This is a genomic window from Enterobacter sp. 301B (assembly GCF_003850715.1).
Taxonomy (GTDB): Bacteria; Pseudomonadota; Gammaproteobacteria; order Enterobacterales; family Enterobacteriaceae; genus Enterobacter; species Enterobacter intestinihominis.
Genome location: NZ_PQTC01000014.1, coordinates 86,525 through 100,919, shown reverse-complemented (window position 1 = coordinate 100,919; position 14,395 = coordinate 86,525). Strand labels below are relative to the sequence as shown.

Sequence of the window (14,395 nt, the reverse complement as noted above, 5' to 3'; positions counted from 1 at the left end):
CCCGTCTGTCAAATAAATTAGCCGCTAACTATCTGGCTGGTTTATCATCATTAATGAATATCTCTGCGGTTTGACCGCGTTTTCCCTTTTTCCTGAGGTTGATGTGCAGTTAACAAGTTTCACCGATTACGGCTTACGCGCGCTGATTTACATGGCGTCGTTACCCGATGGGAAGATGACCAGCATCTCTGAAGTCACAGAGGTGTACGGTGTGTCCCGTAATCATATGGTCAAAATAATCAATCAACTTAGTCGTGCCGGATACGTTGCTGCCGTCCGCGGGAAGAATGGAGGGATCCGTCTCGGTAAACCGGCACAGAGTATCCGTATCGGCGATGTGGTACGTGAACTGGAGCCGCTATCTCTGGTGAACTGTAGCAGCGCGTTTTGCCACATTACGCCCGCTTGCCGCCTGAAGCAGGCGCTTTCAAAGGCCGTGCAAAGTTTTCTCAAGGAACTGGATAACTACACGCTGGCCGATTTGGTTGAAGAGAATCAACCGCTTTATAAATTATTGCTGGTGGAATGAAGAAAATTTCCACCGGAGCTGACAACGGAGGAACCGACATGTCACAAGATCCTTTCCAGGAACGCGAAGCCGAAAAATACGCGAATCCTATCCCCAGCCGCGAGTTCATCATTGAACACTTAACAAAACGCGAAAAACCCGCCAATCGTGAAGAACTTGCCGTTGAATTAAACATTGAGGGTGAAGAGCAAATTGAAGCCCTTCGCCGCCGCCTGCGCGCCATGGAGCGCGACGGCCAGCTGGTCTTTACTCGTCGCCAGTGCTACGCGCTGCCAGAACGCCTCGATCTGCTGAAAGGCACCGTTATTGGTCATCGCGATGGCTTCGGCTTCCTGCGCGTGGAAGGCCGTAAAGACGACCTGTACCTCTCATCCGAACAGATGAAGATGTGTATTCACGGCGACCAGATCCTGGCGCAGCCGCTGGGTGCAGATCGTAAAGGCCGCCGCGAAGCGCGCGTGGTCCGCGTGCTGGTGCCGAAAACCAGCCAGATTGTAGGCCGTTACTTTACCGATGCGGGCGTAGGCTTTGTGGTGCCGGACGATAGCCGTCTGAGCTTCGACATTCTCATCCCGCCTGAAGAGGTGATGGGCGCACGCATGGGCTTTGTGGTAGTGGTTGAACTTACCCAGCGCCCGACCCGCCGTACCAAAGCGGTAGGTAAAATCGTCGAAGTGCTGGGCGATAACATGGGCACCGGCATGGCCGTTGATATGGCGCTGCGCACCCATGAAATTCCTTACGTCTGGCCGAAAGCGGTTGAAGACCAGATCGAAAACCTGCGTGAAGAAGTGCCGGAAGAGTCCAAAGCAGGCCGCGTGGATCTGCGCGATCTGCCGCTGGTCACCATTGATGGTGAAGACGCCCGCGACTTCGATGATGCCGTGTACTGTGAGAAAAAACGCGGTGGCGGCTGGCGTCTGTGGGTGGCTATCGCGGATGTGAGTTATTACGTACGTCCACACACGCCGCTGGATAACGAAGCGCGCAGCCGCGGTACGTCAGTATACTTCCCGTCGCAGGTTGTACCGATGCTGCCAGAAGTGCTCTCTAACGGCCTGTGTTCCCTCAACCCGCAGGTGGACCGCCTGTGTATGGTCTGCGAAATGACCATCTCCAGCAAGGGACGTCTGACGGGCTATAAGTTCTACGAAGCGGTGATGAGTTCTCATGCGCGCCTGACCTATACCAAGGTCTGGCATATGTTGCAGGGCGATCAGGATCTTCGCGAACAGTACGCGCCGCTGGTCAAACACATCGAAGAGCTGCACAACCTCTACAAAACGCTGGATCAGGCGCGCGAAGAGCGCGGTGGGATCTCGTTTGAGAGTGAAGAAGCGAAATTCATCTTTAACGCTGAGCGTCGTATCGAGCGAATCGAGCAGACTCAGCGTAACGATGCGCACAAGCTGATTGAAGAGTGTATGATCCTGGCGAACATCTCGGCGGCACGTTTCGTTGAGAAAGCCAAAGAGCCTGCGCTGTTCCGTATTCACGATAAGCCAACCACGGAAGCCGTAACCTCGTTCCGTTCCGTGCTGGCCGAACTCGGCCTGGAACTGCCTGGCGGCAATAAGCCTGAGCCACGCGATTATGCCGAGCTGCTGGAATCCATCAGCGATCGTCCTGACGCGGAAATGCTGCAAACCATGCTGCTGCGTTCCATGAAGCAGGCGATTTACGATCCGGAAAACCGGGGCCACTTTGGTCTGGCGTTACAGTCGTATGCGCACTTTACCTCGCCGATTCGCCGTTATCCGGATCTGTCCCTGCACCGTGCGATCAAGTATCTGCTGGCGCACGAGCAAGGTCACAAAGGCAATACGACCGAAACCGGTGGGTATCACTACTCCATGGAAGAGATGCTGCAACTGGGCCAGCACTGTTCCATGACCGAGCGTCGTGCGGATGAAGCAACGCGCGACGTGGCGGACTGGCTGAAGTGTGACTTTATGCTGGATCAGGTGGGTAACGTCTTTAAAGGTGTGATTGCCAGCGTCACCGGCTTTGGCTTCTTCGTACGTCTGGATGAGCTGTTTATCGACGGTCTGGTGCACGTTTCCAGCCTTGATAACGATTACTACCGCTTCGACCAGGTCGGACAACGTCTGATCGGTGAATCCGGCGGTCAGACCTACCGTCTGGGCGATCGGGTGGAAGTGAAGGTAGAAGCCGTGAATATGGACGACCGTAAAATCGACTTCAGCCTCATCTCCAGCGAACGGGCTCCGCGTAACGTCGGGAAAACCGAGCGTGAGAAAGCGAAAAAAGGCGGCAACGGTAAAGCGGGCGGCAAGCGACGTCAGGCAGGTAAAAGAGTAAACTTTGAGCCAGACAGCGCCTTCCGTGGCGAGAAGCAGCAGAAGCCCAAGGCGGCGAAAAAAGACGCTCGTAAAGCGAAAAAACCGTCGACCAAGACCCAAAAAATAGCGGCCGCAACCAAAGCGAAGCGCGCGGCGAAGAAACAGCAGGCGGAGTAATTTCCCCTCACCCTGACCCTCTCCCCAACGGGGAGAGGGAAAATATTTATTACGAGAACCATCAATGAGTGAAATGATTTACGGCATCCACGCGGTGCAGGCCCTGCTGGAGCGCGCGCCGGAGCGTTTTCAGGAAGTTTTTATTCTGAAAGGGCGTGAAGACAAACGTCTGATGCCGCTGATCCACGCGCTGGAAGCGCAGGGCGTCGTGATCCAGCTGGCGAACCGCCAGTATCTGGATGAGAAAAGCGAAGGTGCTGTACACCAGGGCATTATCGCGCGCGTGAAGCCGGGCCGTCAGTATCAGGAGAACGATCTGCCGGATCTGATCGCTGAGCTGGATAACCCGTTTTTCCTGATCCTCGATGGCGTAACCGACCCGCACAACCTGGGCGCGTGCCTGCGTAGCGCCGATGCAGCAGGCGTGCATGCGGTGATTGTGCCAAGAGATCGTTCCGCGCAGCTTAACGCTACCGCTAAAAAAGTGGCCTGCGGCGCGGCGGAAAACGTTCCGCTGATCCGCGTGACTAACCTGGCGCGCACCATGCGTCTGTTGCAGGAAGAGAATATCTGGATCGTCGGCACGGCCGGTGAAGCGGATCACACTCTGTATCAGAGCAAAATGACCGGCCGTATGGCGCTGGTGATGGGGGCAGAAGGTGAAGGCATGCGTCGCCTGACCCGCGAGCACTGCGATGAGCTGATCAGCATTCCGATGGCGGGCAGCGTATCGTCCCTGAACGTTTCTGTTGCGACGGGTATCTGCCTGTTTGAAGCGGTGCGTCAGCGCGGGTAGCCTGTTGTGCCGGGTGGCGGCTTCGCCTTACCCGGCCTACAAAAGCATGGTACCGTAGGCCCGGTAAGCGCAGCGCCACCGGGCAACAATCTCACTCCTCTAACGACCGCAAATGGTCATCCTTTCTCAGCGTCATCAGCGCGAAAATACTCACCACCGCCGTTGCCATCACGTAGTACGCCGGAATATCCAGATTGCCCGTCTCTTTAATCAGCCCGGTAATGATCAGCCCCGCACAGCCCGAGAAGATCGCATTCGACAGAGAATAGGCCAGCCCCAGCCCGGTATAACGCACGCGCGTCGGGAACATCTCAGACAGCATTGCCGGCCCCGGCCCTGCCAGCATCCCAACCAGACCTCCAGCAATCAGCACCACAATCGCTTTGACAGCCAGCGTGCTGGACTCCGCCTGCAAAATTTTCAGCAGCGGCAGGGCGAGGATCAGCAGGAGCACGGTGGCGATAATCATCACCGTCCGCCGCCCGATCCTGTCGCTCAGCATGCCCGACGGAATGATCGTGAGCGCAAACCCAATGTTAGAAATCACCGCAATCAGCAGCGCCTGGTTAAAACCGGTGTGCAGCGCAGATTGCAGATAGGTCGGCATAATCACCAGATAAGTATAACCCGCCGCAGACCAGACCATCACGCGACCAATGCCCATCAGAATGGTTTTGAACGTGGCGGCGGTGCTGGCCTGAGTAACAACCGGTTTTTCCCGTTGCTGCACAAAGCTCGGTGTCTCTTCCATGCTTACCCGCAGCCATAGCGCGACCGCACCCATCGGCAACGCCAGGAAGAACGGAATGCGCCAGCCCCAGTCGTGCAAGGCTTCAGGGGAGAGAAGGGCAGAGAGCAACGCGACAATGCCTGCGCCTGCTAACAGCCCGAGCGCCACGGTGAAGGACTGCCATGCCCCGTAAAGACCGCGCTTGCCGCGCGGGGCGAACTCCGTCATCAACGAGACCGCGCCGCCATACTCACCGCCCGCAAACAGTCCTTGCAGAATACGCAGGAGTGTAACGATCAGCGGCGCGGCAATCCCGATACTGGCGTAGACCGGCACAATACCGATGGCAGCGGTGGCGAGCGTCATCAATACCAGCACAATAATCAGCGTCGGTTTACGGCCAATCCTGTCGCCAATGCGGCCAAAGACCACCGCACCCAGCGGGCGGAAGAAGAAAGCGATGGCGAATGAGGCCCAGGTGAGGATCAGGCTGGTGAGCTCCGCTTCCCCCTCAAGCTGGAAGAAGTTTCTGGCAATCACCGTTGCCAGAAAACCATAGACCGCAAATTCATACCACTCGATGAAATTACCGATGGAGCCTGCAATTAATGCACGCTTGTGCGCATCCTGTTGCATAACGATCCTCACAAAAACGGGGTAAGAATAAATTATTCAGCATTAGTGAGGTAAGGAAATAGTTTATTCTTATGTTCTGTGAGCTATTTCACGAATGATATCAACACGATCGTCATCGTGTGACCCCCCTCCCATGCAGCGTGCATGCCCTCTGTCCATACTTATCTTTATTGCCAATGAAAGGAGGGAGACAGCATGCACTGGCAGACACATACCGTTTTTAATCAACCTGCACCGCTATCGAACAGCAACCTTTTTCTCTCTGATTGCGCCCTGCGCGATGCGGTAGCGCGCGAAGGGGCTGAGTGGGATGTGGATCTTCTTGCCAGCATCGGCCAGCAGTTGGGTACGGCAGAGTCGCTGGAGCTGGGCAGACTGGCGAACGTTAATCCGCCGGAGCTGCTGCGTTATGACGCCACGGGAGCGAGGCTGGATGACGTCCGCTTTCATCCGGCATGGCATCTTCTGATGCAGGGGCTTTGCGCCAACCGGGTGCACAACCTGGCGTGGGAGGAGGAGGCGCGGAAAGGATCGTTCGTCGCCAGGGCCGCGCGTTTCGTACTTCATGCTCAGGTGGAGGCGGGAACGCTTTGCCCGGTGACCATGACCTTTGCGGCCACGCCGCTGTTGCAACGGTCGCTGCCCAAACCGTTTCATGAGTGGTTAACGCCGCTGATGAGCGATCGCTACGACCCCCATCTTGCGCCGGGGGCGCAAAAGCGCGGCCTGCTGATCGGCATGGGGATGACGGAAAAGCAGGGCGGTTCGGACGTACTCAGTAATACTACCAAAGCAGAGAAATGCAGCGATGGCAGTTACCGGCTGGTGGGGCACAAATGGTTTTTCTCCGTGCCGCAGAGCGATGCGCATCTGGTGCTGGCGCAGGCGAAGGGCGGGTTGTCCTGCTTTTTTGTCCCGCGTTTCTTACCCGACGGGCAACGTAATGCCGTGCACCTTGAGCGTCTGAAGGACAAGCTCGGCAACCGCTCAAATGCCAGCAGTGAGGCTGAATTTCTTGATGCTTCCGGCTGGCTGCTGGGCGAAGAGGGGGAAGGCGTCCGGCAAATTCTGAAGATGGGCGGGCTGACGCGCTTTGACTGCGCGCTGGGCAGCCACGGACTGATGCGCCGTGCGCTCTCTGTGGCGCTTTATCATGCCCATCAGCGGCAGACCTTCGGCAAAAATCTGATCGACCAGCCGTTAATGCGCGACGTGCTAAGCCGTATGGCGCTGGTGCTGGAGGGACACACGGCACTGCTGTTCCGACTCGCCCGGGCGTGGGACAACCGCAACGACCCACAGGAAGCCGCATGGGCGCGGCTTTTCACTCCGGCGGCAAAATACAGCGTCTGCAAAGCGGGTATACCGTTTGTGGCAGAGGCAATGGAGGTGCTGGGCGGTGCAGGCTATTGCGAAGAGAGTGAGCTTCCGCGGTTGTACCGTGAAATGCCCGTCAACAGCATCTGGGAAGGCTCTGGCAATATTATGTGCCTGGATGTACTGCGCGTGCTGGCGAAGCAGCCGGGCATTCTCGACCTGCTCGCCGATGATTTCGCGCAGGTCAAAGGTCAGGACAGGCACTTCGATCGCAGCTGGCGTCAGCTACAGCAGAAGCTGCGGAAACCGCAGGAAGCGCAGGGCAGGGAGATCGCGCAGCAGCTCTTTTTACTCGGGGCCGGAAGTCAAATGCTGCGGCACGCATCGCCGCCCGTGGCGCAGGCGTGGTGCCGCATGATGCTGGATACCCGGGGCGGCACGCTGATGAGCGAGCAGGTGCAAAACGACCTGCTGCTGCGCGCCACGGGCCGGGTCGGTTAAGCCTTCAGCTGGAACAGGCTCACCAGCCGGGTGAGATGTGAACCCTTCTCGCGCAGCGTCTGTGCTGTCTGCTCGCTGCGTGAGATGCGATCGGCATTGATGTGCGATGCCTCACCGATGTGCGTCATCGCCAGATTCACCTGGCCAATTCCCGCCGACTGCTCGCGGGAGGCGTGGTTGATCTCGGTGACAAGCTGGCTGATGTTATCGATATGAACAATGATGGCATCCATTGCCAGACGCGTCTGCTCAGACAACGCATGGCCTTCGCTCACCTTGTTCAGCGTGTCGCCAATCAGCTGTTCAATCTCTTTTACCGCGTTGGCGCTGCGTGCGGCCAGGGCGCGTACCTCTTGCGCCACCACTGCGAAACCTTTCCCGTGCTCGCCCGCCCGAGCCGCCTCAACCGCCGCATTGAGCGCCAGGATATTGGTCTGGAAAGCGATGGACTCAATCACGCGGGTGATGTCTTCAATGCGTTTCGATGCATCGCGAATATCATCCATGGTGGAGACTGCGTGGGTCACCGTCTCTCCACCCTGATGCACCGCGCGCGAGGTTTCACCCACCAGCTGCTGCGTTTGCTCCATGTTGGCGGCATTTTGCTGCACGGTGGCGGCTAATTGCTCCATGCTGGCGGAGGTCTCCTCAACGCTGCTGGCCTGCTTGTTGATCTGTTCAGATATCTCGCCGGTGTCTGAAGCCAGCGCGTTAGTCCCCAGATGGATCTCGCTTGCGGCCTCGCGGACCTGCAACACAATTTTTTGCAGGCCTTCCCCGATCCCGTTGATGGCGTCAATCAGCTGGCCGACTTCATCCTGGCGGGTAACCGGCAGGCTGGCGCGCAGATCGCCTGCGGCATACTGCCGGGCAAGCGCGATCACCTCGCGCAGTGGGCGGGTTAGCATCCGGCGAATGAGGATAACGAACAGGCCCGCGAAGAGAGCGGATAGCACCACGCCCGCCATCAGGAAGCGATCGCGCAGTGTGGTGACGCTTGAAAGCAGTACGGCTTTATCCACTTCACCCACGATGGTCCAGTTCCAGCCCGGCAGCGGCGTGTAGGCAACTTTGAGCGTACGGCCATCCGCGCTCACGCGTTCCAGCGTGCCGGCTTTATCACTCAGAAGCTGCTGCTGTGTCGCCGTGTCCCAGTTAGGCAGTTTGCCCTCTTCGCTGGCATGGAACAGATACTGTCCGCGCGTTTTGCCGCTACTGCGATCCAGTACAAAGAAGTGACCGCTCTCGCCCAGACGACGGTTAAGGATTTTCTCGCGCATGACGTTCCACGAATGGGTGATGTCCACGCCGACAAAGATAATCCCGATAACCTGGCCTTCCGCATTCTTAACAGGCTGGTACTGCGTGATATAGCGCTTGCCGAACAGCAGCGCGAGGCCACGATAGACCTCCCCTTTAGTGACGGCGGCAAATGCCGGGCTGGTGGTATCAAGAACGGTTCCGATCGCGCGGTCACCATTCTCTTTGCGCAGCGACGTCGCCACGCGGACAAAATCGTTACCGCTGCGGACAAACAGCGTCGAGATGGCTCCCGTTCGGCTCAGGAAGTCATCAGAAAGCGTATTGTTTTCATGCAACTCCGTTTCGCCGCCTTTCAGCAAAGGAACGGTAAGCCCATTTATGGTCCGGCTCTGGCTACTGTCGCTGTTCAATGGCTGTGGCAAAAAGGTGGTGAACAGACGGGTATAGCTTTCAACTTCTTCGCTCAGGCTGGTGTTGAACATCTCTACCATATCCACCATGCCGGTGGACTGGTTATGCAGGTCTTCAACCGCAAGATCTTCAAGCTGCTGGCTGGCGTTGTGGCTCAACAGGAAAGTGAACAGCAAAAAAAGCGTAGCGACACTTACACCTGTTAGCAGCGATAGCTTCGTGCCCAGTCCTGCCCGGCGGAAAAAGGTGATCATATATTGCTCATTATTGAAAAGTGATGGCTGTTCAACGGCAGAGCGGAGAGAACGTTTATCTGTTTAATGTAACTGAATGTTACGCGTTTGTTTTTATTGAGTTTCGGGAGAGATAAAAAATTTGCAAAAGTGAAAAGCCACTAAAATTAAGTGGCTTTTATCGGAGGGGATTATGCATAAAGAATGGCCTGCACGCGCCAGTGATTAACATGGTGATCTTCCTGCATCTGGACGATACGATACCAGGATGCGCCCTGTTCATCCGCCTTCAGGGCGACGACACGTTCAACGTCTTGCGGACTCCCCGTGATATTATTGACGGAGATCTGACCAATCTCATTCAGGCCCGTGACGCAATCCGCGCTGGCAAATTCAGCCGACTGCGCCGTGGTGCTCAGCAGGCCCGCTGAAAGCAATAGCGTCGTTAAAGCAAGGGTTCGTTTCATCGTCAGCTCCTTTTCACGTGTCTCCGGTATCCGCCGGGCAATCCTTCGCGAATAAACTCATTTCCATTGTTGCTGGCATGGAGTTTATTGTGGACAGGAAAATGTCTACGGACGCAAAGCAGTGTAAAGGTCGTTCAAATGATGATGCTCACTTACGGTACAAAATGCCTTGTGCATACCACTGTCCCGTAATAATGGTTTCATCAATCATCGTGATGACGTAATAATCTGCTTTTGCGGCAACGGCCTGTGCTTCAATTGCGTCTTCTGCATCATCCGGTGAACCGCGAACCATCGCGGATACGGTTCCCAGGCGTTGTAATCCTTCCGTCTGATTACGACGAATTTCCTGAGGATGATCGGTAACCGGCGGTGCCGGTTCTGGCGTACCCTGCAATACGGAACATCCGCTGAGCAGTGAGACCAGCAATAAAGCGGTAAGCCTGCGCATAAACCTGTCTCTTTTCCTGATAGCCATAGTGTAGTGGTCTGCGAATTTAGTTTTGGGGGAATGTTCCCGAAGTGTTATCTGGGACGTAGATTTCGAATGAAAATATCGTGAAACCGTAATCCAGCTCTCAACATTATGAATCATTCATCAGCACAGGATCGACAATGATTGAAATTGAAACTCGCCTGCTTAGTGAGCATGAAATCATCCATGCTTTTCCGGCTGGTAAAGGTGAACAGCCGCTGCCGACGGTAGTTTTCTATCATGGTTTTCTCTCCTCTAAGCTGGTCTACAGCTATTTTGCCGTCGCGCTGGCGCAGGCCGGTTTCCGGGTGGTCATGCCTGATGCGCCGAATCATGGGGCACGCTTTACGGGCGATGAACAGGCGCGGCTGGGGCTGTTCTGGCAAACGCTGCACGGCAATCTGACCGAGTTCGCCGGGCTGCGTGACGCGCTTTTACAGGCCGGGCTGGTGGAGGAGAAACGGCTGGCGGTCGCAGGCGCATCAATGGGCGGAATGACGGCGCTGGGGATCATGGCCAGGCATCCGGAGGTGACGTCCGTGGCTTGCCTGATGGGATCGGGCTACTTTATGTCACTGGCAAAGACGCTGTTCCCGCCGCAGGCACCTCAGGAGATTGAAGCCCTGTTGTCTGAATGGGACGTCAGCCATGCGCTTTCGCAGCTGGCCGATCGTCCCCTGCTGCTGTGGCATGGGGATGCCGACGATGTCGTACCGCCCGGTGAAACGTTCCGTCTGCAACAGGCGCTACAGCGTGAAGGGCTGGACAGCAATCTGACCTGCCTGTGGGGTGCCGGTGTCCGGCACCGTATTACTCCGGCTGCGCTGGAAGCCACCGTGGAGTTTTTCCGTCAGCACCTTTAAACGCGCAGCACCGTGACACCCTGATCCTCGAGCTTGCTGAGGATCTCGGGGTTGGCGTTTTTGCCGGTGATCACCATGCTGATTTGCTCGGCGCGGCTGAAAAGCATGCCGGCGCGTTCACCGACCTTGCTGCTGTCGACCAGCACCACCAGTTTACCCACCACGTTGAGCATGTTCTGCTCTGCCATTGCGGTGAGCATATCGGTTTTATACAGGCCATCCGCCGTCAGGCCTTTGCCGCTGGTAAACATCCAGTGCCCGGCGTAGAGGCTGTTTTCACTGTCCTGCGGGCTCAGGGTTATGGACTGGCTCTTGTTATACTGGCCGCCCATGATCACCACGCTTTCATGTTCCTGGTCAATGAGATAGTTGGCCAGCGGCAGATAGTTGGTAATGATTTGCACCGGCTTGCCGCACATCTCTCGGCCCAGTAAAAACGCTGTCGAGCCGCAGTTAATCACCACGCTTTCCCCGGGATTCACCAGCTGTGATGCCGCTCTGGCAATCCGCACCTTTTCATCGTGATTCTGCGCCTGGTGAATATTCATCGGCGTCCAGCGTGGACGCTGCTGGCTGATGGCCTCTGCGCCGTTGCGGACTTTTTTCAGCTTGCCGCTTTCATCCAGCTTGTTAATGTCCCGCCGCGCGGTAGCAGGGGAGATCCCTAAACGTTCGATCACTTTCTCGACGGTGATAAACCCTGTTTGCGCCAGGAGTTCCAGTAAAATTTGATGCCGTTGCGCTTCCGTCATGAGCTATTCCGAAAAGAATTGATTTGAAAAGATGATATTTGAAATAGCATGAAATTACTAAATTAAATATGACATCGCCAGACACGGTGTCTGGCGATTGGCTGCACAATCAGAGGAAGGACTTGAACGGCAGGTCTGGCTCAATGGTGAAGCAATCATCAAAACCACGCGGGTAGTGGTACTCGAGATTGTCTTTATCCAGCGGCCAGGTGAACTTGCCGCCAACCTGCCAGATGAACGGCTTGAAACCATACTTGAGTCGGTCTTTTTTCATCTCCCACAGGACGCGGATCTCTTGCGGATCGGCCTGGAAGTTTGACCAGATATCGTGGTGGAAGGGGATCACCACTTTGGTGTTCAGCGCTTCGGCCATGCGCAGCATGTCCGCGCTGGTCATTTTGTCGGTAATCCCTCGCGGGTTTTCACCGTAAGAGCCAAGCGCCACGTCAATCTGGTGCTCGTTACCGTGCTTCGCGTAGTAGTTGGAGTAGTGAGAGTCACCGCTGTGATACAGGGAACCGCCAGGCGTTTTGAACAGGTAGTTCACTGCGCGCTCGTCCATCCCGTCAGGCAGTACGCCTGCGGCTTTCTGGTCGGCAGGCAGGGTGATCAGCGCGGTGCGATCAAAGGCATCCAGCGCGTGAATTTCAACGTCTTTGATTTTCACCACGTCGCCCGGCTTCATCACAATGCAGCGCTCTTTTGGCACGCCCCAGCCAATCCACAAATCCACGCAGGTCTGCGGCCCGATAAAGGGTACGTCGTCCGCGCAGTTTTGCATTACCGCTGCCGCCACGTTCACGTCGATATGATCGTTGTGATCGTGGGTAGAGAGAACGGCGTCGATCTGGCGAATGGCGAAAGGATCAAGCACAAAAGGCGTGGTGCGCAGGTTCGGCTGGAGCTTTTCAACGCCGGCCATACGCTGCATCTGGTGGCCTTTTTTCATCAGTGGATTGCCGTGGCTCTGTTTGCCGGTGCCGCACCAGAAATCAACACAAATGTTGGCGCCGCCTTCTGATTTCAGCCAGATCCCGGTGCATCCAAGCCACCACATCGCAAATGTGCCAGGAGCAACCTGTTCCTGCTCGATCTCTTCGTTCAGCCAGCTACCCCACTCCGGAAAGGTACTCAAAATCCATGATTCACGGGTGATGGTTTTCACTTTACTCATCGTTTGACTCCTGGTTTTAATCAAAAGTAATCATACTGTGACTTGTTGTGATTAATGCTGGCACTGTTTGAATCGATTTGCAATGGCTGATTTGCGGAAAATTCCCCTCGCCACATCACAGAAAATACACCTCGGCGTTGTTAAGATAACCGCTGCATATAATTAATATATTGAAAATTAAGAATTTATTTATCTTTCTGGATCGGTAGTGAAAATCATTACTAACTCCATGGAAATAAATTGCGTGATCCGTCACAAATAATCAAATGCAATCTTGTGGTGATTATTTGTGATTAATAGAGTGATGACACCAACCACACAGGGATTGCCCCTCGTGTTCTCATTTTCTGGAGAGAGTTATGGAGATCCTCTACAACGTCTTTACCGTTTTCTTTAATCAGGTAATGACCAACGCCCCGCTGTTGCTGGGTATCGTGACGTGCCTGGGGTACATCCTGCTGCGCAAAAGCGTCAGCGTGATTATCAAAGGCACCATCAAAACCATCATTGGTTTTATGCTGTTGCAGGCGGGGTCTGGCATTCTGACCAGCACGTTTAAGCCGGTCGTTGCCAAAATGTCTGAGGTATATGGCATTAACGGCGCCATCTCTGACACTTACGCGTCCATGATGGCCACCATCGATCGCATGGGGGATGCGTACAGCTGGGTTGGGTATGCGGTACTGCTCGCGCTGGCGCTGAACATCATTTACGTGCTCCTGCGCCGCATCACCGGTATTCGCACCATCATGCTCACCGGGCACATCATGTTCCAGCAGGCGGGGCTGATTGCCGTTTCTCTCTATATCTTCGGCTACCCAATGTGGACCACGGTCATCTGCACGGCAGTGCTGGTCTCGCTTTACTGGGGCATCACCTCCAACATGATGTATAAGCCAACGCAGGACGTTACTGACGGCTGCGGCTTCTCCATCGGTCACCAACAGCAGTTCGCCTCCTGGATTGCGTACAAAGTTGCACCGTACCTGGGTAAAAAAGAGGAGAGTGTTGAAGACCTCAAATTGCCTGGCTGGTTGAATATCTTCCACGACAACATCGTCTCCACGGCGATTGTGATGACCCTTTTCTTCGGTGCCATCCTGCTCTCCTTTGGCATTGACGTGGTGCAGGCGATGGCGGGTAAAACCCACTGGACGGTCTATATCCTGCAAACCGGTTTCTCCTTTGCCGTGGCCATTTTCATCATCACTCAGGGCGTGCGTATGTTCGTCGCCGAGCTGTCGGAAGCGTTCAACGGTATCTCTCAGCGCCTGATCCCTGGCGCGGTGCTGGCGATTGACTGTGCGGCTATCTATAGCTTTGCGCCAAACGCCGTCGTCTGGGGCTTTATGTGGGGCACCATCGGCCAGCTGATTGCGGTCGGCATCCTGGTGGGCTGTGGCTCCTCAATCCTGATTATTCCTGGCTTTATCCCGATGTTCTTCTCCAACGCCACTATCGGCGTGTTTGCTAACCACTTCGGCGGATGGCGCGCCGCGCTCAAGATCTGCCTGGTGATGGGCATGGTTGAAATCTTCGGGTGCGTGTGGGCGGTCAAGCTCACCGGCATGAGCGCCTGGATGGGCATGGCGGACTGGTCAATTCTGGCGCCGCCGATGATGCAGGGCTTTGCGTCCGTCGGGCTGGTCTTTATGGCCGTCATCATCCTGATTGCACTGACTTATATGTTCTTCGCTGGCCGTTCGCTGCGAGCTGAAGAAGATGCGGAAAAACAAACAGCAGAAGTTTCTGCTCACTAAGGAGTTTC

12 protein-coding genes are annotated in these 14,395 nt (G+C 55.7%); 6 read left to right on the top strand and 6 right to left on the bottom strand.

What is annotated here, in order from left to right; translation table 11 throughout:
- Positions 1–103: 103 nt before the first annotated feature.
- The 3 genes from nsrR to rlmB all read left to right on the top strand — a co-directional run bounded on the left by nsrR (position 104) and on the right by rlmB (position 3,805).
- On the top strand, positions 104–529 hold the full coding sequence (gene nsrR, locus C3451_RS16185; RefSeq protein ID WP_003855998.1) for a nitric oxide-sensing transcriptional repressor NsrR: 426 nt from the start codon (positions 104–106) through the stop codon (positions 527–529).
- A 38-nt stretch (positions 530–567) separates the two neighbouring features.
- The gene (gene rnr, locus C3451_RS16180) at positions 568–3,009 is read left to right on the top strand and encodes a ribonuclease R (RefSeq protein WP_023299135.1); all 2,442 of its coding nucleotides are present in this window, start codon (positions 568–570) and stop codon (positions 3,007–3,009) included.
- A gap of 64 nt (positions 3,010–3,073) precedes the next feature.
- On the top strand, positions 3,074–3,805 hold the full coding sequence (gene rlmB / locus C3451_RS16175) for a 23S rRNA (guanosine(2251)-2'-O)-methyltransferase RlmB (protein WP_003856001.1): 732 nt from the start codon (positions 3,074–3,076) through the stop codon (positions 3,803–3,805).
- 91 nt (positions 3,806–3,896) lie between these two features.
- Here the strand turns inward: rlmB and C3451_RS16170 are convergent, their stop codons facing one another.
- The gene (locus C3451_RS16170) at positions 3,897–5,171 is read right to left on the bottom strand and encodes an MFS transporter (protein ID WP_015572471.1); all 1,275 of its coding nucleotides are present in this window, start codon (positions 5,169–5,171) and stop codon (positions 3,897–3,899) included.
- A 195-nt stretch (positions 5,172–5,366) separates the two neighbouring features.
- On the opposite strand from C3451_RS16170, the gene C3451_RS16165 reads away from it, so the two are divergent.
- Positions 5,367–6,989, top strand: coding sequence for an isovaleryl-CoA dehydrogenase (locus tag C3451_RS16165; protein WP_045621044.1), 1,623 nt, complete (start codon positions 5,367–5,369; stop codon positions 6,987–6,989).
- Here the strand turns inward: C3451_RS16165 and C3451_RS16160 are convergent.
- From C3451_RS16160 to bsmA, 3 genes are all read right to left on the bottom strand, one after another.
- Entirely contained in the window at positions 6,986–8,917 is a 1,932-nt protein-coding gene (locus tag C3451_RS16160; protein WP_023299139.1) for a methyl-accepting chemotaxis protein, read from the bottom strand. The two genes, C3451_RS16165 and C3451_RS16160, sit on opposite strands and share 4 nt — an antisense overlap.
- Positions 8,918–9,087: 170 nt before the next feature.
- Positions 9,088–9,363, bottom strand: coding sequence for a DUF1471 family protease activator YjfN (yjfN, locus tag C3451_RS16155; protein WP_003856009.1), 276 nt, complete (start codon positions 9,361–9,363; stop codon positions 9,088–9,090).
- A 148-nt stretch (positions 9,364–9,511) separates the two neighbouring features.
- Positions 9,512–9,841: a biofilm peroxide resistance protein BsmA gene (gene bsmA, locus C3451_RS16150; RefSeq protein ID WP_003856011.1), complete on the bottom strand. Its 330-nt coding sequence runs from the start codon at positions 9,839–9,841 to the stop codon at positions 9,512–9,514.
- A gap of 137 nt (positions 9,842–9,978) precedes the next feature.
- Here bsmA and yjfP point away from each other — a divergent pair, with 137 nt between their 5' ends.
- Positions 9,979–10,701 (top strand): esterase, encoded by a 723-nt coding sequence (gene yjfP, locus C3451_RS16145; protein WP_045621043.1) that lies wholly within the window; start codon positions 9,979–9,981, stop codon positions 10,699–10,701.
- Here yjfP and ulaR read toward each other — a convergent pair.
- Positions 10,698–11,453 (bottom strand): HTH-type transcriptional regulator UlaR, encoded by a 756-nt coding sequence (gene ulaR / locus C3451_RS16140; protein WP_003856014.1) that lies wholly within the window; start codon positions 11,451–11,453, stop codon positions 10,698–10,700. The genes yjfP and ulaR overlap by 4 nt on opposite strands.
- 109 nt (positions 11,454–11,562) lie before the next feature.
- Positions 11,563–12,627 carry an L-ascorbate 6-phosphate lactonase gene (gene ulaG, locus C3451_RS16135; protein WP_023299142.1) on the bottom strand — a complete coding sequence of 355 codons (1,065 nt, stop codon included), beginning with the start codon at positions 12,625–12,627 and terminating at the stop codon, positions 11,563–11,565.
- 359 nt (positions 12,628–12,986) lie between these two features.
- Here ulaG and ulaA point away from each other — a divergent pair, with 359 nt between their 5' ends.
- Positions 12,987–14,387 (top strand): PTS ascorbate transporter subunit IIC, encoded by a 1,401-nt coding sequence (gene ulaA, locus C3451_RS16130; RefSeq protein ID WP_022646831.1) that lies wholly within the window; start codon positions 12,987–12,989, stop codon positions 14,385–14,387.
- Positions 14,388–14,395 lie beyond the last annotated feature (8 nt).